Origin of the sequence: Microbacterium sp. Se5.02b (assembly GCF_019464375.1) — a bacterium.
Taxonomy (GTDB): domain Bacteria; phylum Actinomycetota; class Actinomycetes; order Actinomycetales; family Microbacteriaceae; genus Microbacterium.
Window position 1 is genome coordinate 3,181,638 of record NZ_CP080491.1, and the last position, 22,217, is coordinate 3,203,854.

At 66.1% G+C, this 22,217-nt stretch carries 33 protein-coding genes and 1 pseudogene; all 34 read right to left on the minus strand.

The features are described from left to right. Position 1: 1 nt before the first annotated feature. Complete coding sequence (locus K1X59_RS15835; RefSeq protein WP_183150768.1) at positions 2-598, minus strand: adenylate kinase; 597 nt, start codon at positions 596-598, stop codon at positions 2-4. After that, positions 595-1,917, minus strand: coding sequence for a preprotein translocase subunit SecY (gene secY / locus K1X59_RS15840; RefSeq protein ID WP_183150769.1), 1,323 nt, complete (start codon positions 1,915-1,917; stop codon positions 595-597). The genes K1X59_RS15835 and secY overlap by 4 nt, the downstream gene beginning before the upstream one ends. A 183-nt stretch (positions 1,918-2,100) precedes the next feature. Continuing rightward, positions 2,101-2,751, minus strand: coding sequence for a 50S ribosomal protein L15 (gene rplO / locus K1X59_RS15845; RefSeq protein ID WP_210274183.1), 651 nt, complete (start codon positions 2,749-2,751; stop codon positions 2,101-2,103). After that, the gene (gene rpmD, locus K1X59_RS15850; protein WP_017201575.1) at positions 2,751-2,936 is read right to left on the minus strand and encodes a 50S ribosomal protein L30; all 186 of its coding nucleotides are present in this window, start codon (positions 2,934-2,936) and stop codon (positions 2,751-2,753) included. Before rpmD ends, rplO begins: the two co-directional genes overlap by 1 nt. Further along, the gene (rpsE, locus tag K1X59_RS15855; RefSeq protein ID WP_220174217.1) at positions 2,936-3,613 is read right to left on the minus strand and encodes a 30S ribosomal protein S5; all 678 of its coding nucleotides are present in this window, start codon (positions 3,611-3,613) and stop codon (positions 2,936-2,938) included. The genes rpmD and rpsE overlap by 1 nt, the downstream gene beginning before the upstream one ends. 48 nt (positions 3,614-3,661) lie before the next feature. Continuing rightward, positions 3,662-3,991 (minus strand): annotated as a pseudogene (gene rplR / locus K1X59_RS15860) (50S ribosomal protein L18); the annotation flags it as partial. A 2-nt stretch (positions 3,992-3,993) separates the two neighbouring features. After that, positions 3,994-4,530, minus strand: coding sequence for a 50S ribosomal protein L6 (gene rplF / locus K1X59_RS15865; protein ID WP_183150772.1), 537 nt, complete (start codon positions 4,528-4,530; stop codon positions 3,994-3,996). 6 nt (positions 4,531-4,536) lie between these two features. Further along, on the minus strand, positions 4,537-4,935 hold the full coding sequence (rpsH, locus tag K1X59_RS15870) for a 30S ribosomal protein S8 (protein ID WP_029260924.1): 399 nt from the start codon (positions 4,933-4,935) through the stop codon (positions 4,537-4,539). Between the two features lie 132 nt (positions 4,936-5,067). Further along, a complete protein-coding gene (gene rplE, locus K1X59_RS15875) occupies positions 5,068-5,658 on the minus strand; it encodes a 50S ribosomal protein L5 (RefSeq protein ID WP_091029536.1) in 591 nt (196 codons plus the stop codon). Then, positions 5,658-6,017, minus strand: a complete 360-nt coding sequence (gene rplX, locus K1X59_RS15880) for a 50S ribosomal protein L24 (protein ID WP_017829200.1) — start codon at positions 6,015-6,017, stop codon at positions 5,658-5,660. The genes rplE and rplX overlap by 1 nt, the downstream gene beginning before the upstream one ends. A 2-nt stretch (positions 6,018-6,019) precedes the next feature. Continuing rightward, complete coding sequence (gene rplN / locus K1X59_RS15885) at positions 6,020-6,388, minus strand: 50S ribosomal protein L14 (protein WP_017201583.1); 369 nt, start codon at positions 6,386-6,388, stop codon at positions 6,020-6,022. Beyond that, the gene (rpsQ, locus tag K1X59_RS15890) at positions 6,385-6,717 is read right to left on the minus strand and encodes a 30S ribosomal protein S17 (protein WP_047524106.1); all 333 of its coding nucleotides are present in this window, start codon (positions 6,715-6,717) and stop codon (positions 6,385-6,387) included. Before rpsQ ends, rplN begins: the two co-directional genes overlap by 4 nt. Then, the gene (gene rpmC, locus K1X59_RS15895) at positions 6,717-7,034 is read right to left on the minus strand and encodes a 50S ribosomal protein L29 (protein WP_017829202.1); all 318 of its coding nucleotides are present in this window, start codon (positions 7,032-7,034) and stop codon (positions 6,717-6,719) included. The genes rpsQ and rpmC overlap by 1 nt, the downstream gene beginning before the upstream one ends. Further along, positions 7,034-7,453, minus strand: a complete 420-nt coding sequence (gene rplP / locus K1X59_RS15900) for a 50S ribosomal protein L16 (RefSeq protein WP_017829203.1) — start codon at positions 7,451-7,453, stop codon at positions 7,034-7,036. Before rplP ends, rpmC begins: the two co-directional genes overlap by 1 nt. After that, positions 7,453-8,208 (minus strand): 30S ribosomal protein S3, encoded by a 756-nt coding sequence (gene rpsC / locus K1X59_RS15905; RefSeq protein WP_017201587.1) that lies wholly within the window; start codon positions 8,206-8,208, stop codon positions 7,453-7,455. Before rpsC ends, rplP begins: the two co-directional genes overlap by 1 nt. Further along, complete coding sequence (gene rplV / locus K1X59_RS15910; protein WP_021201121.1) at positions 8,208-8,606, minus strand: 50S ribosomal protein L22; 399 nt, start codon at positions 8,604-8,606, stop codon at positions 8,208-8,210. The genes rpsC and rplV overlap by 1 nt, the downstream gene beginning before the upstream one ends. Then, entirely contained in the window at positions 8,606-8,887 is a 282-nt protein-coding gene (gene rpsS / locus K1X59_RS15915; RefSeq protein ID WP_017829205.1) for a 30S ribosomal protein S19, read from the minus strand. The genes rplV and rpsS overlap by 1 nt, the downstream gene beginning before the upstream one ends. A gap of 12 nt (positions 8,888-8,899) precedes the next feature. Continuing rightward, on the minus strand, positions 8,900-9,739 hold the full coding sequence (gene rplB, locus K1X59_RS15920) for a 50S ribosomal protein L2 (protein WP_017201590.1): 840 nt from the start codon (positions 9,737-9,739) through the stop codon (positions 8,900-8,902). Positions 9,740-9,759: 20 nt separating this feature from the next. Continuing rightward, a complete protein-coding gene (gene rplW / locus K1X59_RS15925; RefSeq protein ID WP_017829206.1) occupies positions 9,760-10,083 on the minus strand; it encodes a 50S ribosomal protein L23 in 324 nt (107 codons plus the stop codon). Beyond that, positions 10,080-10,742 carry a 50S ribosomal protein L4 gene (rplD, locus tag K1X59_RS15930; protein WP_183150773.1) on the minus strand — a complete coding sequence of 221 codons (663 nt, stop codon included), beginning with the start codon at positions 10,740-10,742 and terminating at the stop codon, positions 10,080-10,082. The genes rplW and rplD overlap by 4 nt, the downstream gene beginning before the upstream one ends. A gap of 2 nt (positions 10,743-10,744) precedes the next feature. After that, complete coding sequence (gene rplC, locus K1X59_RS15935; protein ID WP_183150774.1) at positions 10,745-11,404, minus strand: 50S ribosomal protein L3; 660 nt, start codon at positions 11,402-11,404, stop codon at positions 10,745-10,747. Positions 11,405-11,412: 8 nt separating this feature from the next. Then, positions 11,413-11,721, minus strand: a complete 309-nt coding sequence (gene rpsJ / locus K1X59_RS15940; RefSeq protein ID WP_017201594.1) for a 30S ribosomal protein S10 — start codon at positions 11,719-11,721, stop codon at positions 11,413-11,415. Positions 11,722-12,565: 844 nt separating this feature from the next. After that, a complete protein-coding gene (locus K1X59_RS15945) occupies positions 12,566-12,778 on the minus strand; it encodes a hypothetical protein (protein ID WP_183150775.1) in 213 nt (70 codons plus the stop codon). Positions 12,779-12,933: 155 nt separating this feature from the next. After that, positions 12,934-14,124: an elongation factor Tu gene (tuf, locus tag K1X59_RS15950; RefSeq protein ID WP_017829210.1), complete on the minus strand. Its 1,191-nt coding sequence runs from the start codon at positions 14,122-14,124 to the stop codon at positions 12,934-12,936. Between the two features lie 150 nt (positions 14,125-14,274). After that, positions 14,275-16,389 (minus strand): elongation factor G, encoded by a 2,115-nt coding sequence (gene fusA, locus K1X59_RS15955; protein ID WP_183150776.1) that lies wholly within the window; start codon positions 16,387-16,389, stop codon positions 14,275-14,277. An 87-nt stretch (positions 16,390-16,476) separates the two neighbouring features. Next, positions 16,477-16,947: a 30S ribosomal protein S7 gene (gene rpsG / locus K1X59_RS15960; RefSeq protein WP_017201608.1), complete on the minus strand. Its 471-nt coding sequence runs from the start codon at positions 16,945-16,947 to the stop codon at positions 16,477-16,479. A 5-nt stretch (positions 16,948-16,952) separates the two neighbouring features. Further along, entirely contained in the window at positions 16,953-17,321 is a 369-nt protein-coding gene (gene rpsL / locus K1X59_RS15965; RefSeq protein ID WP_017201609.1) for a 30S ribosomal protein S12, read from the minus strand. Positions 17,322-17,561: 240 nt separating this feature from the next. After that, positions 17,562-18,209 (minus strand): spermidine/putrescine ABC transporter substrate-binding protein, encoded by a 648-nt coding sequence (locus K1X59_RS15970; RefSeq protein ID WP_183150777.1) that lies wholly within the window; start codon positions 18,207-18,209, stop codon positions 17,562-17,564. Positions 18,210-18,387: 178 nt separating this feature from the next. Beyond that, entirely contained in the window at positions 18,388-18,819 is a 432-nt protein-coding gene (locus tag K1X59_RS15975) for a hypothetical protein (RefSeq protein WP_183150778.1), read from the minus strand. Between the two features lie 65 nt (positions 18,820-18,884). Beyond that, entirely contained in the window at positions 18,885-19,907 is a 1,023-nt protein-coding gene (locus tag K1X59_RS15980; RefSeq protein ID WP_220173571.1) for an ABC transporter, read from the minus strand. Between the two features lie 112 nt (positions 19,908-20,019). Next, positions 20,020-20,172, minus strand: coding sequence for a hypothetical protein (locus K1X59_RS15985; protein WP_183150780.1), 153 nt, complete (start codon positions 20,170-20,172; stop codon positions 20,020-20,022). 68 nt (positions 20,173-20,240) lie between these two features. Further along, positions 20,241-20,894, minus strand: a complete 654-nt coding sequence (locus K1X59_RS15990) for an HAAS signaling domain-containing protein (protein ID WP_183150781.1) — start codon at positions 20,892-20,894, stop codon at positions 20,241-20,243. Continuing rightward, on the minus strand, positions 20,891-21,223 hold the full coding sequence (locus tag K1X59_RS15995) for a PadR family transcriptional regulator (RefSeq protein WP_183150782.1): 333 nt from the start codon (positions 21,221-21,223) through the stop codon (positions 20,891-20,893). The genes K1X59_RS15990 and K1X59_RS15995 overlap by 4 nt, the downstream gene beginning before the upstream one ends. Positions 21,224-21,293: 70 nt before the next feature. After that, positions 21,294-22,217 carry a sugar ABC transporter permease gene (locus K1X59_RS16000; RefSeq protein ID WP_183150783.1) on the minus strand — a complete coding sequence of 308 codons (924 nt, stop codon included), beginning with the start codon at positions 22,215-22,217 and terminating at the stop codon, positions 21,294-21,296.

A 22,217-nucleotide genomic window follows, 5' to 3' on the forward strand; every position in this document is an offset into this window, starting at 1 on the left:
CTCAGGCTGCGAGGCGCAGACCGCGCGCGGCGAGAGCCTTGGCGATCCGCTCGGTGATCTCGTCGAGGCTGCCGACGCCGTCGATCCGGTCGACGATGCCCTTGGCCCCGTATACCTCGAGGATCGGCGCGGTCTCGCGCTCGTAGATGTCGAGTCGATGGCCGATCGCCTCGGGGGTGTCGTCGGACCGCCCCTGCTCCGTCGCGCGGAGCGACAGGCGGGAGAGGCTCTCCTCGCGCGGTACGTCGAGGAGGATGACGGCGTCGAGCGCCTCCCCCCGCTCGGCGAGGAACGACTCGAGGTGCTCGACCTGCGCGGTGTTGCGCGGGTACCCGTCGAGCAGGAAGCCCTGCGCCGCATCGGGCTGGGAGAGCCGGTCGCGCACGATCTCGCTCGTCAGCTCGTCCGGAACGAGGTCACCCTTGTCGAGGATGGCCGTGACCTGCTGGCCCAGCGGCGTCCCCTCCTTGATGTTCGCGCGGAAGATGTCGCCGGTCGAGACGACCGGGATGCCGTAGGACTCCGCGATGCGCACGCCCTGCGTGCCCTTGCCTGAGCCCTGCGGGCCGACGATGAGAAGACGTGCGGTAGCTGTCATCGGAGAAGCCCTTCATAGTGACGCTGCTGCAGCTGAGCATCGATCTGCTTGACGGTCTCGAGACCGACACCCACGATGATGAGGATCGACGCGCCGCCGAACGGGAAGTTCTGGTTGGCGCCGACCGTGGCCAGCGCGATCAGCGGGATGAGGGCGATCAGACCGAGGTACAGCGAACCGGGAAGCGTGATGCGGGTGAGCACGTAGTCGAGGTACTCAGCGGTCGGACGCCCGGCACGGATGCCGGGGATGAACCCACCGTACTTCTTCATGTTGTCGGCGACCTCGACCGGGTTGAAGGTGATCGCCACGTAGAAGTACGTGAAGCCGATGATCAACAGGAAGTACGCCGCCATGTAGACGGGGCTGTTGCCCGTCGTGAAGTGCGTGCTGATCCAGGTGACCCACTCGGGCGGCGTCGAACCGTCCTGCGGAGTGTTGAACTGCGCGATGAGAGCCGGGATGTACAGCAGCGACGAGGCGAAGATCACGGGGATCACGCCGGCCATGTTCACCTTGATCGGGATGTAGGTGTTCGTGCCGCCGTACGTGCGACGACCGACCATGCGCTTGGCGTATTGCACGGGGATGCGGCGCTGCGACTGCTCGACGAAGACGACCAGTCCCATCACGACGATTCCGACGAGGAGCACGAGGAGGAAGATCTCGAAGCCCTTGGTCTGCCAGATGAGGCCCATCGCGCCGGGGAACGTCGCAGCGATCGACGTGAAGATGAGGAGGGACATGCCGTTGCCGATGCCGCGCTCGGTGACGAGCTCGGCGAACCACATGATGAGGCCGGTACCGGCGGTCATCGCCATGATGATGAGCAGCTGTGCCCACCAGACGTCGTTCGTGAGCAGCTGCTGGCAGGCGGCGAGATCCGTCGACCCGAACAGCTGCCCGCTGCGCGCCACGGTCACGAGGGTCGTGGACTGGAGCAGCGCGAGGGCGATGGTGAGGTAGCGCGTGTACTGGGTCAGACGAGCCTGGCCGGCCTGACCCTCTTTGTGCAGCGCTTCGAAGTGCGGGATGACCACGCGGAGGAGCTGCGTGATGATCGTCGCGGTGATGTAAGGCATCACACCGAGGGCGAAGATCGACAGCTGCAGCAGTGCGCCACCGGAGAAGAGGTTGACGAGTCCGAGCAGACCTTCGGTGCCCGCGTTCTCGGCGAGACATGCCTCGACGTTCGGGAAGTTCACGAACGGAGCCGGGACGTTGGAGCCCAGTCGGTAGATCGCGATGATGGCGAGGGTGAAACCGATCTTCCGACGCAGGTCTGGAGTGCGGAAGATCCGCGCGATGGCGCTAAACAAGGACGTTCCTCCTGAAAAGGTTGCCGATTCCCGAAGGACGGCTGAAAGACCAGGGTAACGCAAACCGGGGTTGCCGAATCGCGTCACCGATATCCAGGCCGCGGGATGCGGCGCCGGAGCCTGGGCTCGAGGTGTGCAACCACAAGAGGGGCCGGAGAATCTCCGGCCCCTCTTGTGCTGCGGTTACTTGACGGATCCGCCTGCCGCCACGATCTTCTGCTCGGCAGAACCCGAGACCTTGTCGACCGAGACGGTGAGCTTCACGGCGATGTCGCCGCCTCCGAGAACCTTGACCTTCTCGTTCTTGCGAACGGCACCCTTGGCGACCAGGTCACCGATGGTGACCTCGCCACCCTTCGGGTACAGCTCCGCGAGCTTCTCCAGGTTCACGACCTGGTACTCCACGCGGAACGGGTTCTTGAACCCGCGCAGCTTCGGGGTGCGCATGTGCAGCGGCATCTGCCCACCCTCGAAGCCGACGCGAACGGTGTTGCGCGCCTTGGTGCCCTTGGTACCACGACCCGCGGTCTTGCCCTTGGAGCCCTCACCACGGCCGACGCGAGTCTTGGCGGTGTTGGATCCGGGGACCGGACGCAGGTGGTGCACCTTCAGCACGCCGGGGCGGGACGCGGGAGCATCCTTCGCCGGCGCTGCCTTCTTGGCGGCGGGCTTCTTAGCAGGAGCCTCAGCCTTGGCGTCGGCCGCGGAGGTCTTGGCCGGAGCCTTCTTCGCGGCCGGCTTCTTCTCAGCCGGCTTCTTCGCGGCGGCAGCCTTGGGAGCTGCAGCCTTCTTCGTGGCCTTCTCAGCCTCGACGGCCTCGTTCTTCTCAGCCATTAGTCGATCTCCTCAACCTTGACGAGGTGTGCGACGGTCTTGACGTAACCGCGCGTCTGCGCGTCGTCGGGGCGGACGGTGGTGTCACCGATCCGCTTCAGACCGAGGCTGCGCAGCGTGTCGCGCTGGTTCTGCTTCTCGCTCACCTTGGACTTGATCTGCGTGACCTTCAGTCGCGCGGCCATCAGGCACCTACCTTCTGTGCGGCGATGGCGTCGGCCTCTGCGCGCACGAGGCGTGCAGGGGCGACCTGATCGAACTCGAGGCCACGACGAGCGGCGACCGCACGAGGCTCCTCGAGCTGCTTCAGGGCGGTGACCGTCGCGTGCACGATGTTGATCGTGTTCGACGAGCCGAGCGACTTCGACAGCACGTCGTGGATACCGGCGCACTCGAGCACGGCGCGGACCGGACCACCGGCGATGACACCGGTACCGGCAGCGGCCGGACGGAGCAGGACGACGCCTGCGGCGGCCTCACCCTGCACCGGGTGCGGGATGGTGCTACCGACGCGCGGGACGCGGAAGAAGTTGCGCTTGGCCTCTTCGACACCCTTCGAGATCGCCAGGGGGACCTCACGGGCCTTGCCGTAGCCGACGCCCACCAGACCGTTGCCGTCACCGACGACCACGAGGGCGGTGAAGCTGAAGCGACGACCACCCTTCACGACCTTCGAGACGCGGTTGATGGTGACGACGCGCTCCAGGAACTGGTTGTCTCCACGGTCGCGCGAGTTGCGGTCGCGGCCACCCTGGTTGCGGTCACCGCGGCCACCGCGGCGGCCATCACGCTGATCGCGAGCCGGCTCTGCCTGCGTGGTGCCGGCAGCCGTCTCGGAAGTGGCAGCAGCCGCTTCGGTCACTTCGTTCTCCTTGTTGTCACCACAGTGCCAGACCCCCTCGCGGGCGCCGTCGGCGATGGCGGCGACACGACCAGCGTAGCGGTTGCCGCCACGGTCGAACACTGCCTCGGAAACGCCAGCGGCCTTCGCACGCTCGGCGAGGAGCTCGCCGACCTTGCGGGCCTTGGCGGTCTTGTCACCCTCGAGCGAGCGCAGGTCGGTCTCGAGCGTCGAAGCCGACGCCACGGTGTGACCCTTGCTGTCGTCGACCAGCTGCACGAAGACGTGGCGGGCCGAACGGTTGACGACGAGACGCGGACGCGCCTCGGTGCCGACGACCTTCTTGCGAAGGCGGGCGTGACGACGCGCGCGGGCGTCAGACTTTGACTTGAGAGCCATGGTTACTTACCACTCTTTCCGGCCTTGCGACGCACGTTCTCGCCGGCGTAGCGCACACCCTTGCCCTTGTACGGCTCGGGCTTGCGGATCTTGCGGATGTTCGCAGCTGCCTCACCGACAGCCTGCTTGTCGATCCCGCTGACGGTGAGCTTGGTAGTTCCCTCGACCGTGAGCGTGATGCCGGCGGGCGGGTCGATCAGGACCGGGTGCGAGAAGCCGAGGGCGAACTCGACCGAGCTGCCCTTCTGCTGCACGCGGTAACCGGTGCCGACGACCTCGAGACCCTTGGTGTAGCCCTGGGTCACGCCGATGATGTTGTTGTTGATGAGCGTGCGGGTCAGGCCGTGAAGCGACCGCGACTCGCGCTCGTCGTCGGGACGGGAGACCAGAACCTGGTTCTCCTCGACCGCGACCTCGATGGGGTTGGCCACCGTGAGGGTGAGCTCACCCTTGGGGCCCTTCACCGAGACCACGCGGTTGTCGACCGAAACGGTCACGCCCGCGGGAACGTCGATGGGAAGTCGTCCAATACGCGACATTTCGAATTACCACACGTAGGCGAGAACTTCTCCGCCCACGCCCTTCTGCTCAGCCTGACGGTCGGTGAGGAGACCGGAGGAGGTGGACAGGATGGCCACGCCGAGACCGCCGAGGACCGTGGGAAGCTCGGTGGACTTCGCGTAGACGCGGAGACCGGGCTTCGAGACGCGCTTGATACCAGCGATCGAGCGCTCACGGTTGGGGCCGTACTTCAGCGTCAGCGTGAGGTTCTGTCCGACGCGGGCGTCAGAGGTCTCCCAGCCGGCGATGTAGCCCTCCTGCTGGAGGATCTGAGCGATGTTCGTCTTGAGCTTGCTCGACGGCAGAGTCACGGAATCGTGGTGCGCCGAGTTCGCGTTACGCAGACGGGTCAGCAGATCTGCGACCGGGTCTGTCATTGTCATTGTTGTTTTCCTTTGTTCATGAGGTTCCGGCTGCCGTTACACGACAGACGGCCTGCGATGACACGCAATCTTCAATTGTACGTGCACATCGACGGGCTCAGTGACATGAGACCACTGAGCCCGTCAGAGGCGTTACGCCTGTGCGTCTTCCGAGCGGAACGGGAAGCCGAGGTGACGGAGCAGCGCCCGACCCTCGTCATCCGTCTTCGCGGTGGTGACGACGGTGATGTCGAAACCGCGAACCCGGTCGATCTTGTCCTGATCGATCTCGTGGAACACGCTCTGCTCCTGGAGACCGAAGGTGTAGTTGCCGTTGCCGTCGAACTGCTTGCCCGAGAGACCGCGGAAGTCGCGGATACGGGGCAGGGCCAGCGACACGAGACGGTCCACGAACTCCCACGCGCGGTCACCGCGGAGGGTGACGTGCGCGCCGATGGCCTGACCCTCGCGCAGCTTGAACTGCGCGATGGACTTGCGGGCCTTCGTGACGATCGGCTTCTGGCCGGTGATCTTGGTGAGGTCGTCGACCGCGCCATCGATCACCTTGCTGTCGCGAGCTGCCTCGCCGACACCGGTGTTCACGACCACCTTGACCAGTCCGGGGATCTGCATGACGTTCGCGTAACCGAACTCTTCCTGCAGAGCCTTCTTGATCTCGCTGTTGTACTTCTGCTTCAGGCGCGGCTGGATCTTGCCAGCCGGCGCGGCAGTGTCGGTGCTCATCAGAGGTCCTTACCGCTCTTCTTCGCGTACCGCACGCGGACGGTGCGCTTGACGCCGTCCTTGGTCTGCTCCTCGACCCGGTGGCCGACCTTGGTCGGCTTCTTGGTCGAGGGGTCGACGAGTGCGACGTTCGAGATGTGGATGGAGGCTTCGACGGTCTCGATGCCTCCGGTCTTGGTGCCACGCTGCGTCTGTCCGACGCGGGTGTGCTTGGTGACGTAGTTCACGCCTTCGACGATGACGCGGTTCTTCTCGGCAAGGACGTCGAGGACCTTGCCCTGCTTGCCGCGGTCGCCGCCACGCTCCTGCGTGGCACCGGTGATGACCTGAACCAGGTCACCCTTCTTGATCTTCGCCATGATTAGATGACCTCCGGCGCCAGCGAGACGATCTTCATGAACTTCTTGTCGCGAAGCTCACGACCGACCGGACCGAAGATACGGGTGCCACGGGGCTCCCCGTCGTTCTTCAGGATCACTGCGGCGTTCTCGTCGAACTTGATGTAGGAGCCGTCCGGACGACGGACCTCCTTCTTGGTGCGGACGATGACCGCCTTGACGACGTCGCCCTTCTTGACGTTGCCACCGGGGATCGCGTCCTTGACGGTCGCGACGATGGTGTCACCGAGACCGGCGTAACGACGCTTCGAGCCGCCGAGCACGCGAATCGTGAGCAGCTCCTTGGCGCCGGTGTTGTCGGCGACCTTGAGTCGGGATTCCTGCTGGATCACTTGGCCTTCTCCAGAATCTCCACCAGGCGCCAGCGCTTCGTGGCGCTCAGCGGGCGGGTCTCGTTGATCAGGACCAGGTCGCCGATGCCGGCGGTGTTCGCCTCATCGTGCGCCTTGACCTTCGAGGTGCGGCGGATGACCTTGCCGTAAAGCGGGTGCTTCACGCGGTCTTCGACCTCGACCACGATGGTCTTGTCCATCTTGTCGCTGACGACGTAGCCGCGACGCGCCTTGCGGTAACCGCGGGCAGCGGTGTCGCGGACGTCGTGCTCGGACGACTCGTGTCCTGCGGCCTGCGTCTCCGCAGTCGCTTCCTTCTTGGTGGCCATCACTCAGCCTCTTCCTTCACGGCGTCGTCGGCGGAGTCCGCCTTCTTCGCCTTCGACTTGGTCGCCTTCTTCGCGGGAGCCTCGACCGGAGCGGGCGTCGCACGGATGCCCAGCTCGCGCTCACGGATCACCGTGTAGAGACGTGCGATGTCGCGCTTGACGGCGCGGATGCGGCCGTGGCTCTCCAGCTGGCCGGTGGCCGACTGGAAACGGAGGTTGAACAGCTCCTCCTTGGCCTTGCGCAGCTCCTCGACGAGGCGCTGGTCTTCGAATGTGTCGAGCTCTGCCGGAGCGAGCTCCTTGGTGCCGATCGCCATTACGCGTCGCCCTCCTCGCGCTTGATGATGCGTGCCTTGAGCGGCAGCTTGTGAATTGCACGGGTCAGAGCTTCGCGAGCGAGCTCCTCGTCGACACCCGCGACCTCGAAGAGGACACGGCCCGGCTTGACGTTGGCGACCCACCACTCGGGCGAACCCTTACCGGAACCCATGCGGGTCTCGGCAGGCTTCTTCGTGAGCGGACGGTCGGGGTAGATGTTGATCCACACCTTTCCACCACGCTTGATGTGACGGGTCATCGCGATACGAGCGGACTCGATCTGACGGTTCGTCACGTAAGCGGGGGTGAGAGCCTGGATACCGTACTCGCCGAAGGAGACCTTCGTGCCGCCGGTGGCCTGACCCGAGCGACCCGGGTGGTGCTGCTTGCGGAACTTGACCTTACGGGGGATGAGCATTATGCCGACGCTCCTTCTGCGACAGGTGCCTCGTTACGCGGGGCACGGCGGCGGTCGCCACCACGGTCGTCACGACGAGCCTTGGGTGCGTTGGCCTGCTCGCGAGCGAGCTCCTTGGCGGTCAGGTCGCCCTTGTAGATCCAGACCTTCACGCCGATGCGGCCGAAGGTGGTCTTCGCCTCGTAGAAGCCGTAGTCGATGTTCGCGCGCAGCGTGTGCAGCGGCACACGACCCTCGCGGTAGAACTCCGAGCGGCTCATCTCGGCGCCGCCGAGGCGGCCGGAGACCTGGATGCGGATGCCCTTGGCGCCGGCGCGCTGAGCGCCCTGCAGACCCTTGCGCATCGCACGACGGAACGCCACGCGAGCAGAAAGCTGCTCGGCGATGCCCTGTGCGACGAGCTGAGCGTCGGCCTCGGGGTTCTTGACCTCGAGGATGTTCAGCTGGATCTGCTTGCCCGAGAGCTTCTCGAGGTCGCCGCGGATGCGCTCGGCCTCGGCCCCACGACGACCGATCACGATGCCCGGACGGGCGGTGTGGATGTCGACGCGGACGCGGTCACGGGTGCGCTCGATCTCGATGTTCGAGACACCGGCACGGTCGAGCTGCGTCTTGAGCAGGTTGCGGATCTTGATGTCCTCGGCGACGTAGTCGGCGTAACGCTGACCCGGCTTGGTCGAGTCAGAGAACCAGCGCGAGACGTGGTCCGTCGTGATACCGAGACGGAAGCCGTACGGGTTTACCTTCTGTCCCATTACTTGCTCGCCTTCTTGTTGCTGTCGCCCGTGGCGGCCGGAGCTGCCTCAGGCGTCGAGAGCACGACCGTGATGTGGCTCGTGCGCTTCTTGATCTGGAAAGCGCGACCCTGTGCACGAGGCTGGAAACGCTTGAGCGTCGTGCCCTCGTCGACGTACGCGTTGGCCACGTACAGGTCCTGCTCGTCGAGGAACTCGCCGTCGCGATCTGCCTTGACCTGTGCGTTGGCCATGGCCGACGCAACAAGCTTGTAGATCGGCTCACTGGCGCTCTGCTGAGCGAACTTGAGGATCGCCAGAGCCTCCTGGGCCTGCTTGCCCTTGATGAGCGCGACGACACGACGAGCCTTCTGAGGGGTCACGCGGATGTGTCGCACGCGTGCGATCGATTCGACCATTAGCGGCGCCGCCCCTTCTTGTCGTCCTTCTCGTGGCCGCGGAAGGTGCGGGTGGGCGCGAACTCGCCCAGCTTGTGACCGACCATGGTCTCGGACACGAACACAGGGATGTGCTTGCGTCCGTCGTGGACCGCGATCGTGTGACCCAGCATGGCCGGGATGATCATGGACCGACGGGACCAGGTCTTGATGACGTTCTTGGTGCCGGCTTCGTTCTGCACGACCACCTTGCGAAGCAGGTGATCGTCGACGAAGGGGCCCTTCTTAAGACTGCGAGGCATCTTCTCTTACTCCTACTTACGCTTCTTGCCGGCGTTACGACGACGCACGATGTACTTGTCGCTTTCCTTGTTGGCGTGACGGGTACGACCCTCAGCCTGGCCCCACGGGGAGACGGGGTGACGACCACCAGAGGTCTTGCCCTCTCCACCACCGTGCGGGTGGTCGACCGGGTTCATCGCGACACCACGCACGGTCGGGCGGACGCCCTTCCAGCGCATGCGGCCGGCCTTACCCCAGTTGATGTTCGACTGCTCGGCGTTGCCGACCTCGCCGATGGTCGCGCGGCAGCGCGCATCGACGTTGCGGATCTCGCCCGAGGGGAGACGCAGCTGGGCGTAGGGGCCGTCCTTGGCGACGAGACGGACGGATGCACCGGCCGAACGTGCCATCTTCGCGCCGCCGCCGGGGCGGAGCTCGATCGCGTGGATGACCGTACCCGTGGGGATGTTCTTCAGCGGGAGGTTGTTGCCCGGCTTGATGTCAGCCCCGGCACCCGACTCGACGATGTCGCCCTGCTTCAGCTTCGCCGGAGCGAGGATGTAGCGCTTCTCACCGTCGAAGTAGTGCAGCAGCGCGATGCGCGCGGTGCGGTTGGGGTCGTACTCGATGTGAGCGACCTTGGCGTTGACGCCGTCCTTGTCGTTACGACGGAAGTCGATGACGCGGTACTGGCGCTTGTGGCCACCACCGATGTGACGGGTCGTGATGCGGCCCTGGTTGTTGCGACCACCGGTCTTCGAGAGCGGGCGCAGCAGCGACTTCTCCGGCGTCGATCGAGTGATCTCGGCGAAGTCAGCCACCGACGAGCCGCGACGGCCCGGGGTCGTGGGCTTGTACTTGCGAATAGCCATTATTGTCCTTATCCCCCGGATCAGCCGATTGCCGTGAAGATGTCGATGGTGCCCGACTTCAGGGTGACGATGGCGCGCTTGGTGTCCTTGCGCTTGCCGGTGCCGAAGCGGGTGCGACGAGCCTTGCCGACGCGGTTGAGGGTGTTGACCCCAGCGACCTTGACGCCGAAGATCTTCTCGATGGCGAGCTTGATCTCGGTCTTCGAAGCACGCGGGTCGACGAGGAAGGTGTACTTGCCTTCGTCGATGAGCCCGTAGCTCTTCTCGGACACGACCGGCTTCAGGATGATGTCGCGCGGGTCCTTGTTCAGGGCCGTCTGGAGAACAGATGCCTGCTCGCTCATGCGGAGACCTCCTGGTTGGCGCCGGACTTGGAGGCGATGAAGCCCTCGAGCGCGGCCTGGGTGAAGACGATGTCGTCGGAGACGAGCACGTCGTAGGCGTTGAGCTGGTCGAACGACAGCAGGTGCACGTTGCCGAGGTTGCGCAGGCTCTTGAGCGCGAGCTCGTCGCCGCGCTCGATGACGACGAGGACGTTCTTCGACGTGGCGACCTGGGCGAGGAAGCCCGCAGCAGCCTTGGTCGAAGGCGTGCCCTCGGTGCCGAACGTGTCGATCGCGTGCAGGCGGTCGCCGCGGAAGCGGTCGCTGAGCGCACCCAGGAGGGCGGCGGCGATCATCTTCTTGGGCGTGCGCTGCGAGTAGTCGCGCGGCTTGGGGCCGTGCACGATGCCACCACCGGTCATGTGCGGCGCGCGGATGGAGCCCTGACGGGCGTTACCCGTGCCCTTCTGCTTGAAGGGCTTGCGGCCGGCACCCGAGACCTCGCCACGACGCTTGGTCGAGTGCGTGCCCTGGCGAGCCGCCGCGAGCTGCGCGACGACGACCTGGTGGATGAGCGGGATGTTCGTCTTGACGTCGAACAGCGCGGCGGGAAGCTCGATCGAGCCAGCCTTCTTGCCGTCTGCCTTGAGGACGTCGAGCGCGAGAGTCGAGTCAGCCATGATCAGGCACCCTTCACTGCGTTGCGGACGTAGACGATGCGACCACGAGCACCGGGGACGGCGCCCTTGACGAGCAGCAGACCCTTCTCGATGTCGACGGCGTGCACCGTGAGGTTGAGGACGGTCACGCGCTCGCCACCCATACGGCCGGCCATGCGCATGCCCTTGAAGACGCGGCTCGGGGTCGACGATGCGCCGATGGAACCGGGCTTGCGGTGGTTGCGGTGCGAACCGTGCGAAGCCGAGACGCCCTTGAAGTTGTGGCGCTTCATGACACCGGCGAAGCCCTTGCCCTTGCTCGTGCCGACGACGTCGACGAGCTGGCCGGCCTCGAAGGTGCCGTCGACCGTGAGCTCCTGGCCCAGGGTGTAGTCGCCGGCGTCCGCGGTGCGGATCTCGGTGACGTGACGGCGCGGCGTGACGCCGGCTGCCTCGAAGTGCGCGGAGAGCGGCTTGTTCACCTTGCGCGGGTCGATCTGGCCGTACGCGATCTGCACGGCGTTGTAGCCGTCCTTCTCGGGCGTGCGGACCTGGGTCACCACGTTGGGCGCCAGCTCGATCACGGTGACGGGAACGAGCTTGCCGCTCTCGTTCCACACCTGGGTCATGCCGAGCTTCGTGCCCAGCATGCCCTTGGAAATCTTGGAGTTGATGTCAGCCATGTCGAACCTCAGAGCTTGATCTCGATGTTGACATCGGCCGGGAGGTCGAGACGCATCAGCGAGTCGACGGCCTTGGGCGTCGGGTCGACGATGTCGATCAGACGCTTGTGGGTGCGCATCTCGAAGTGCTCGCGGCTGTCCTTGTACTTGTGCGGCGACCGGATGACGCACACGACGTTCTTCTCGGTCGGAAGGGGCACGGGTCCGACGACGGTCGCGCCCGCACGGGTCACGGTGTCGACGATCTTGCGTGCGGACGTGTCGATGACCTCGTGGTCATACGACTTCAGGCGAATGCGGATCTTCTGTCCCGCCATTGTCTGCTCTCTCTCTTTAGGCGTCTTACCGTCCGGGACCGGGTGGCCCTGGGGCATTGGACGCACGTCGGCGCTGTTCGCGCCTCGGCACGAGAACGGCTCTCGCGAGTCGATCTGCTGCACCACTGTTCTTCTGTCAGCCGGACGCCGTGAAGCGTACGGATGCCGACGTCCGCCGCGCACGGCAGAACCCTCGTCGTGAGGGGTGTCGGGGTGTGTTCTGCTACCCGCGGCCTAGAACCCTGCACCCTCCCTGAGGGGGCGCCGTCTATGCACTGCCCTGGCAGTGATCCGGCGCACGCAGAGCGGCGCCGAAATATCGAACCTGTCTATTCTGCCATGGCCGATTTCACTTCTGCAAACCCGGGCGTGTCGCGCCGCCGGGAGCGAGGGCCCCGACGCCCGATTCCCGAGTCAGATCGCAGGAGATAGCGGGGCGAGGCATCCCCATGCCTCGCCCCGCTTGGGGAGGGCGTTCAGTGCGAGGGGGCACACCGAACGCGAGTAGCCCGGCGTGAAGGGACGCCGAACTCCTCGACTGAAGGCGCGACGGAAGACCCGCCGCGCAGGCAGGGAGACGCTCAAGCGCACAGAGTGCGCGCGTCGCACGATGATCCCCAAGATCGTTGTCCCCAGTTTCAACGCGGAAAGCCGCGTGCTTCGGGAAACCGAACCCCTTCGGCTTCCCCGACCGCAAGATCCCCAGGCGGTCGAGACGATCCTACTCGATACATCGATGAATTCGCCACATCCGCGGCGCTTGCCGCCGAATGGTCTTCCGCACACGCACAAAGCGGCGACCCACCCCGAGGTGGATCGCCGCTCAGATCAGGTGCAGCTCGTGCTACTCGTTGCCGACGGCCTTGTCCGCGCTGTCCCGGATCTCATCGATCTTGTCGGCAGCACCGGGGGCGATCTTCTTCGCGAAGTCGGCGACGCCGTCGAGGACCTTGTCGCTGATGTCCTCCGCCTGCTCGCTCTTGACCGCGTCGGCGATCTTGTCCTTGTTCTGCTCGTAGAGGTCTTTGCCCTTGTTGACAGCGTCCTCGATACCCATGTGAATCCCCTTCTGACGTGAATGCCGTCGACCGGAGGTCGACCACACTCATTGTGCATGTCCGTCACGGCGAAGGGAACCCTCGGGGTGTCATCGCGTCATACGACAGCGGGGCCGGACCCGAAGGCCCGACCCCGCTGCGAGGAAGCAGATGCTTACTTGATGATCTTCGTGACCGTACCGGCGCCCACGGTGCGTCCACCCTCACGGATGGCGAAGCCGAGGCCCTCCTCCATGGCGATCGGCTGGATCAGCTCGACCGTCATGTCGGTGGTGTCGCCGGGCATGACCATCTCGGTGCCCTCGGGCAGCGAGATGACGCCGGTGACGTCGGTGGTGCGGAAGTAGAACTGCGGGCGGTAGTTCGTGTAGAACGGGTTGTGACGGCCACCCTCGTCCTTGGACAGGATGTACGCCGTGCCCTCGAAGTCGGTGTGCGGCGTGACCGAACCCGGCTTGACGATGACCTGACCGCGCTCGACGTCCTCACGCTTGGTGCCGCGGAGCAGCAGACCACAGTTCTCGCCGGCCCAGGCCTCGTCGAGCTGCTTGTGGAACATCTCGATACCCGTGACCGTGGTCTTGACGGTCGGACGGAGTCCGACGATCTCGACCTCGGAGTTGATGGCCAGCGTGCCACGCTCGGCGCGACCCGTGACGACGGTTCCACGACCGGTGATCGTGAAGACGTCCTCGACGGGCATCAGGAACGGCTTGTCACGGTCACGCTCCGGGTCCGGAACGCTGTCGTCGACAGCCTGCATCAGGTCCAGGATCGCCTGGGTCCACTTCTCGTCGCCCTCGAGGGCCTTGAGAGCGGAGACGCGGACGACAGGAGCGTCCTCGTCGAAGCCCTGGCCGGCGAGCAGCTCGCGGACCTCGAGCTCGACGAGCTCCAGGATCTCCTCGTCGTCGACCATGTCGGACTTGTTCAGCGCGACCAGCAGGTACGGAACGCCGACCTGCTTGGCGAGCAGCACGTGCTCACGCGTCTGAGCCATCGGGCCGTCGGTGGCGGCGACCACGAGGATCGCGCCGTCCATCTGAGCCGCACCGGTGATCATGTTCTTGACGTAGTCGGCGTGGCCGGGAGCGTCGACGTGCGCGTAGTGGCGCTTCGGGGTCTCGTACTCGATGTGCGAGATGTTGATGGTGATACCACGCTGGCGCTCTTCCGGCGCCGAGTCGATGGAAGCGAAGTCACGCTGCACGTTGGTGTCGGACGGGTACTTGTCAGCAAGCACCTTCGAGATCGCTGCGGAGAGCGTGGTCTTGCCGTGGTCGACGTGACCGATCGTTCCGATGTTGACGTGCGGCTTGGTCCGCTCGAACTTGGCCTTAGCCACTGGGTCCTCCTCAGGACGTCGTTGTAAAGGTGACCGGGCACTGGTTTGCGACCGGTTCTCTACGGGTTAGGTTCTCAGTTTAGTAGAGAGGGAATGTGAAGTTGTAGGTGACCTGGGAGCCGGACCGGAGCCCGGCTCCCAGAAGAGCGATTACTCGCCCTTGGTCTTCTGGACGATCTCGTCGGCCACAGCGCGGGGTACCTCAGCGTAGCTGTGGAACTCCATCGAGTACACGGCGCGGCCCGAGGTCTTCGAGCGCAGGTCGCCGATGTAGCCGAACATCTCGGACAGCGGGACCTGAGCACGGACGACCTTGACGCCGGCGGCGTCTTCCATCGACTGGATCTGGCCACGACGCGAGTTCAGGTCGCCGATGACGTCGCCCATGTACTCCTCGGGCGTGCGGACCTCGACGGCCATCAGCGGCTCGAGCAGCACGGGGTTGGCACGACGAGCGGCCTCCTTGAAGCCCATGGAGCCCGCGATCTTGAACGCCATCTCCGAGGAGTCGACGTCGTGCGCCGCACCATCGACGATGATCGCCTTGACGCCGACCATCGGGTAGCCCGCGAGGACACCGACGTTCATCGCGTCCTGGAAACCGGCGTCGATCGACCCGATGTACTCACGAGGGATGCGACCACCGGTGACGGCGTTCTCGAACTCGTAGGTCTTCTCGGAGTCGAGCTCGAGCGGCTCGATCGTGAACTGGATCTTGGCGAACTGGCCGGATCCACCGGTCTGCTTCTTGTGCGTGTAGTCGTGCTTCTCGACGGCCTTGCGGATCGTCTCGCGGTACGCCACCTGCGGCTTGCCGACGTTGGCCTCGACGTTGAACTCGCGCTTCATGCGGTCGACGAGGATGTCGAGGTGCAGCTCGCCCATGCCCTTGATGGTCGTCTGACCGGTCTCGGGGTTGAGCTCCGTACGGAAGGTCGGGTCCTCTTCGGCGAGCTTCTGGATGGCGACACCCAGCTTCTCCTGGTCGGCCTTGGTCTTCGGCTCGATGGCGACCTCGATGACGGGCTCGGGGAACGTCATCGACTCGAGGACGACCGGTGCAGCCGGGTCGGTCAGGGTGTCACCGGTCGTGGTGTCCTTCAGGCCGATGACCGCGTAGATGTTGCCGGCGGTGACCGAGGGGACCGGGATCTCCTTGTTGGCGTGCATCTGGAAGATCTTCCCGATGCGCTCCTTCTTGTTCTTGGTCGAGTTGACGACGGGCGAACCGGAGTCGAGGTGACCCGAGTAGACGCGAACGTAGGTGAGACGACCGAAGAACGGGTGCACGGCGACCTTGAACGCGAGGGCCGCGAACGGGTCGTTCGCGTCCGGGTGGCGCTCGATGATCGTGTCGTAGTCCTTCGGGTCGTGCGCCTCGATCGAGCCCACGTCGAGCGGGTTCGGGAGGAAGTCGACGACCGCGTCGAGCATCGGCTGGACGCCGCGGTTCTTGAACGCGGAGCCGCAGAGGACCGGGTAGATCTCGCTGGCGACAGTCAGCTTGCGGATCGCGCCCTTGATCTCGGCCACCGTGAGCTCTTCGCCACCGAAGAACTTCTCGAGCAGCGCGTCGTCGGTCTCGGCGACGGTCTCGAGGAGCTGCTGGCGGTACTCCGCCGCCTTCTCCTTGAGGTCGTCCGGGATCTCCTGGATCTCGTAGGAGGCACCCATGGTGACGTCACCCTTGGAGTCACCCGCCCACACCAGCGCGCGCATCTCGATCAGGTCGACGACACCGATGAAGTCGCTCTCCGCGCCGATCGGCAGCTGGATGACGAGCGGCTTGGCGCCCAGACGGTTGACGATCGTGTCGACGGTGAAGTAGAAGTCCGCGCCGAGCTTGTCCATCTTGTTGACGAAGCAGATGCGGGGGACGTTGTACTTGTCGGCCTGACGCCACACGGTCTCGGACTGGGGCTCGACGCCCTCCTTGCCGTCGAACACGGCGACGGCACCGTCGAGGACGCGGAGCGAGCGCTCCACCTCGACCGTGAAGTCCACGTGACCGGGGGTGTCGATGATGTTGATCTGGTTCTTGTTCCAGAAGCAGGTCACGGCGGCAGACGTGATCGTGATGCCGCGCTCCTTCTCCTGCTCCATCCAGTCGGTGGTCGAGGCGCCATCGTGCGTCTCGCCGAGCTTGTGGTTGACGCCCGTGTAGAACAGGATGCGCTCGGTCGTCGTGGTCTTGCCGGCATCGATGTGCGCCATGATGCCGATGTTGCGGACCTTGCTCAGGTCCGTGAGCACGTCTTGTGCCACAGGAGTGTCCTTATCTTTTGGAGCAGTCGTACTGCGAAGAGGGGGTGCCCGCCCCTCGGCGGGTGGCCGAGGGGCGGGCGAAGCTGTTTACCAGCGGTAGTGAGCGAACGCGCGGTTCGACTCGGCCATCTTGTGCGTGTCCTCGCGGCGCTTGACCGCGGCACCCAGGCCGTTCGACGCGTCGAGGATCTCGTTCTGGAGACGCTCGGTCATCGTCTTCTCACGGCGGCCCTTCGCGTAGCTGACGAGCCAGCGGAGAGCGAGCGTGTTGGCACGGTGAGGCTTGACCTCGACCGGAACCTGGTAGGTCGAGCCACCGACGCGGCGGCTGCGGACCTCGAGAGTCGGGCGCACGTTGTCGAGCGCCTTCTTGAGCGTGGCGACGGCGTCCTGACCGTTCTTCGCCTCGACACCGCGGAGGGCGCCGTAGACGATCGACTCGGCCAGCGACTTCTTGCCGTCGACGAGGATCTTGTTCACCAGCGAGGTGACGATCGGTGCGCCGTATACCGGGTCGTTGACGACGGGGCGCTTGGGGGCTGGTCCCTTACGAGGCATCTAACTCAACCCTTCTTCGCGCCGTAGCGGGAACGAGCCTGCTTACGGTTCTTGACAGCCTGGGTGTCCAGGGCGCCACGGACGATCTTGTAACGCACACCGGGGAGGTCCTTGACACGACCGCCACGGACGAGCACGAGCGAGTGCTCCTGCAGGTTGTGGCCCTCACCGGGGATGTACGCGGTGACCTCGGTGCCGTTGCGGAGCTTCACACGAGCGACCTTGCGCATCGCCGAGTTCGGCTTCTTGGGCGTGGTGGTGTAGACGCGGGTGCAGACCCCGGCCTGCTGCGGGTTCGACTTGAGCGCCGGCGCCTTGGTCTTGGTGACCTTGGGCGAGCGACCCTTGCGAACCAACTGCTGAATGGTTGGCACGTTCTCTCCTCATAGTGCTGCACGGTGACAGCGTGATGGGTTTCACATCATGACCCACCGGCACGCCGGATTCGACGAACTTTTGGTGTGGTGGGTATGCCGTGGGGGCGGACCGGCATGGTGCCGACGCCCAGCGCGCACGTCGAGACGTGCACACACCTGATCAAGTGTAATGCCGCGTAACGTGGCGGTCAAATGAGCGTGCCCCGTGAGGCGGCCCCTTCCGCGCCGGACGCGCCCTCAGGGCAGGTCGGGATCGAACGGCGAATCCAGGGACTGGGTCAGCTCTGCGAGAAGCGCCTCGATCTGCGGCTCGACGTGCTGCGAGATCGCCGCCTGGATGTGGATACGGTGCCGCAACAGGATGCCGCAGATCTCTCGCCCGACGAGGTTCGCGTACTCGTCGGCGAGGGCCACCTCCTGGCGCAGAGCGATCTTCGCCTCCTCCGTCAGCGGCGGCAGCGCCGGCAGCTCTGCGGCTGAGTCGTCGGCGAGTCCCGCGATCGTGAACAGGAAGGGCGCACCCGGCACCGGGTCGGGATCCAACGGCAACCCGTCGAACTCGGGGTCGAGGTCTTCCGCCGGGCGGTAGCTGCGGGCACGGTTGCGCGCGGCCTGCTGATCGAGTTCGCGCTGCAGCATCGGCAGGTTCCTGGCGGTGTAGTCCGCGACGGCGTGATCGACGATGGTCTTGATCCGCGTCGAGAGCCCGTGCTGCACGCCGTGCGGGGTGTTCGCCCCGATGCCGGCCGCGGAGAGGATCGGCGACCCGAGGCAGCGCCGGCACGGCGCGACGCGACCGCGGTGGGTCGCCGGCTCCCAGCGCGGCACCCAGCGCAACCAGGCCTCGACGGCCTGGTCCACCTGCGTCTCCAGTGAGCGCTCCACCCCACCAGCGTACGGCGCGGCGCCCATCGTGGTGACGATTTCCCGCCTCGGCGAGGCGGTCGCCGATTCCGCACCGACGATCAGCCGAGGTGTGGACGATCGTCCGACTCCGTGCCACGGAACAGTCCGCAGATCGTCGCCGCCTCGGTGGATCGGCTGGACGCCGGATCCGGCGCGGTCACTCGTCTTCGTCGCGCTCCCAGGGCCAGCGCGGATGCTGGGCGCGTGTGCGACGCAGAGCGATGCCGCCCCAGCTCGCGACGAGCCCGGCCACGACGAGGACGACGCTCGCCCCACCGCGCACGAGGTCTCCGACCACCGAGGTCGCGATGACGAAGCCGGAGCCGAGCAGCACCACGATCCACACGACCACCAGGTGTGCGAGAGCGGTGAGAAGGGCGATCGTGATCGTCGCCCCGAACGATGGCCGGTCGCGACGGAGGGTCGACCACAGCGTGAGCGCGAACACCGCAACGGCGACCGCCATCCCGATCGCCCCCGGGGCCTGGCCCAGACCCGGCACCGCGATGATGTCCGTATCGGTGGCCACGCTCAGCGCCCCGAGCCCGAAGAGCGCGAGGGCGAAGAAGCTGATCGTGGCGAGGACCACCGCGAGGACAGCCGAAACCCCCGCGGACTCGGGCCCGCGGGGGTTCGGCGTGGAGGAGTCCGTGACTACCTCGACAGGGTCGGACCGGCTTCGAGGGTGCGCTCGTATTCGCGCTGCGCCTCGGCGTTCAGCTCGGTCTTGCGTGCACCGCTGCGGGAGACCCAGGCGCCGAACCAGATGGTCAGCTCGCGGGCGAACACGAAGGCGGCGATGGCCAGGGGCGCCAGCAGCTGCTCGCCGGCGAGTTCGAGGCCCTCCGACGCCGTGAGCTTCCAGAACGGCGCCTCGAAGAGCTGCCCGAGGATGTGTCCGGCGTAGGCGATGACGCCGACGATGATTCCGAAGACGACCCAGAGGCCCCAGCGACCGCGGTTGATGATCGCGCCCAGCAGCCAGAAGCCGAGGAAGAAGACGACGACGGGCGTCCAGTAGCCCCACGTGGTCAGCGGTGCGAGCGCCTCCTGGCCGATGTTCTCACCGTTCACGTCACCGGCGATCGCTCGGAGGCCGAGGGCCGTGCCGAGGTACAGGATGGCGAAGACGAGCGTGGCGAGGAGGCCGATGAGGCCTGCTGTCCCTCGGTTGCCCCGATCGCGCGGCGGCTCGGGGGCCTGGACGAAGATGGGCTGCGGCTGCGCTGCGGCGGTAGCGGCGACCAGTGGCTCGGAGGGGACGATGCGAGTGTCGGAGTCGTCGCCGTACGGGGTGTACGCCGCGTCGGCCATCGCCGAGTCCTGGTGTCCGTACCGGTCGGGATCCGTCGCGGGCGCAGCGAACACCGAGGTGGCGTCGGCGTCTCGGGATTCGTCGGCGCGAATCCGGGGTTCCTCGGCCACGACCGGGGAGACGGCAGGCGGCGGCGACGCGAACGTGCCCGGGTGGTCACGCTCGGCGGCCTCGAATGCAGCGAGGTCAGGATCGACCGGCCGGTCGGCGGCGACATCGTCCTGCTCGACCTTCGGCGCGTCGGAGGCACCGGGGACATCCGCACCCGCTGCGGCGGCGGCGTCGAGGCCGGCGTTCGCGCTGCCGACGACGTCGTCTACGTCAGCCGGCTTCTCGGGCTGGGGAACGTCGGGGTCACTCATGGGGTGCGCCTCTCATCGGAAATGTGCATTGCGAGGGTATCGCTCGGCGGACCGTCGCTCCCGCAGGCGTGCCGACGTGTCGTCATACACGGGAGCGGGCGGTCGCGTCCCCTCAGGGAAGCGCGTCGCGCAAGGCGTCGCCCGCGAACTCCGCGAGCGTCGGCAGGATCGGCAGCGAGAGCCAGATGAGCGCTCCGATGACACCGACGCAGACGATGCCCGCGAACCAGCTCATCACGAGATTGCGCCCAGCGACACGTGCCATGGTCTCACGGTACGACCGCAAGGCTGCGCGGCCGGGGAGCAACGCCGGGAGTCATCCCCACGGTGCGTTCAGCGGGTTGCGCGGCCGCGGAGACGCCAGAGCAGCCAGAGCCCGGACACGGGGATCAGGAGGAGCCCGAGCACGAGGAAGCCCATCCAGAACAGGTCGTACCACGCCGGCAGCAGCGGGTTGACGACGGGCGGCGTTCCGGTGCCGGACGAGCTGCCTCCGGAGTCGGACGCGGCGAACGTGACCATCGTGGTCACGAGGAGGAGGGAAAGCCCGCCCACCACGAACGGGATGACGATAGCCACGACCTTCTCCCAGGTCTTCCAGAGCGGGCTCAGGCTGACCAGCACCGCACCGACGAACCAGCCGAGGACGGGCAGGACGAACCCGCCGAAACTGAGCGTCAACGCGGCCGTGATCGCGAAGCCGCGGGTCGACGTCGTCGGCGGACGAGGTGCAGACGGCGCGGCGACGGGCGGAGCGGTGACGATCGTGACGGCACCAGGTACCTCGTCCTGCGCCTCGCGTGCGATGGCCACGGGGTCGCCGAGCCGCGCGATCCGCAGCGCGGTGGCTTCGGCGTCGAGGCCATCGAGCTCCTCGACGATGCCCCCGCGGATCTCGGACGCGACGCCGTGGGGCAGTCCCCGCATCGCCTGGTCGAGCCGCGCGAGGTAGTCGTCGCGCAGAGCGTCTGCGGTGGTCTCTGTCATGATCGTCCCTCTCCGACGATGCCCGTGACGACACGGGCGAACGGTGCCCACTGGGCGCGGAACCGGTCGAGCTGCTCGGTCCCGGCCTCCGTGAGGCGGTAGTACTTGCGCACGGGCCCGCTCTCAGACGGGAGGTCGAAGGTGCTGACCCATCCGTTGTCCCGCAGCCGTCCGAGCAGCGGGTAGAGCGTTCCGATGCTGGCGATCAGTCCCGCGCTCGTGAGCGCTTCGGCCAGCTGCCAGCCGTACATCGGCTCGCGCGCGAGCAGGCCGAGCACGCAGTACTCCACCACCCCTTTGCGCATCTGTGCGCCGATGTCAGCTGTCATGCATCACAAGGTAGCATGCGATGCACGTTACCGCGACGGCGGATGGCGCGAGAGCACACGAGGGTGCTGGTCAACCCTTCGTCGCGCCCGCGGTGAGTCCGCCGACGATGTACTTCTGGAGGAAGAGGAACAGGATCATGACCGGGATCGCCGCCATCACGGCACCGGCCGAGAACGCGGACCAGTCGGCGTAGCGCGGGTTCGCGACGAGCTTGGTGAGTCCGACCACGAGCGTCTGCTGTTCGACATCCACGAGCATCACGCTCGCGATCACGTACTCGTTGACCGTGCCGATGAACGACAGCAGCCCGACGACCGCGAGGATCGGTGCGACCAGACGCAGGATGATCGTGAAGAAGATGCGAGCGTGGCCGGCGCCGTCGATCCTGGCAGCCTCGTCGATCTCCTTCGGGATGGTGTTGAAGAAGCCGTACATGAGGTAGGTGTTCACACCGAGGGCACCACCGAGGTACACGAGGATCAGTCCGGTGTGGGTGTTCAGCCCGATCGCCGGGAACCAGTCCCCCAGCGTCGACATGAGCAGGAAGATCGCGACCACGGCGAGCAGCTGCGGGAACATCTGGACGACGACGATCGTGACGAGCCCGACACGACGTCCGGCGAAGCGCATGCGGGAGAAGGCATATGCGGCGCAGGCTCCGATGAAGACGGTCACGGCTCCCGTGACCACGGCGATCAGCAGCGTGTTCAGGAACCACTGGCCGTAGGGGTTCTGCGGATCGCTCAGGATGCGCACGTAGCTGTCGATCCCGACCGCCGAGAACAGCTGGTTGGATCCGGTCAGCGTTCCCTTGGGGTTCAACGAGGCCGAGACGACGTACAGCAACGGGAACAGGGCGAACGCGCTGACGACGATCGCGACCAGGTGTCGCCATCCGGTATCGGCGAACCAGGCGCCGAAGCTGCGGCGGCGCGGGGCGAGGGTCTTCTCATCCCCGGCGGAGCGAGGGGTGGCGGGGCCGGCGGTGCTCAT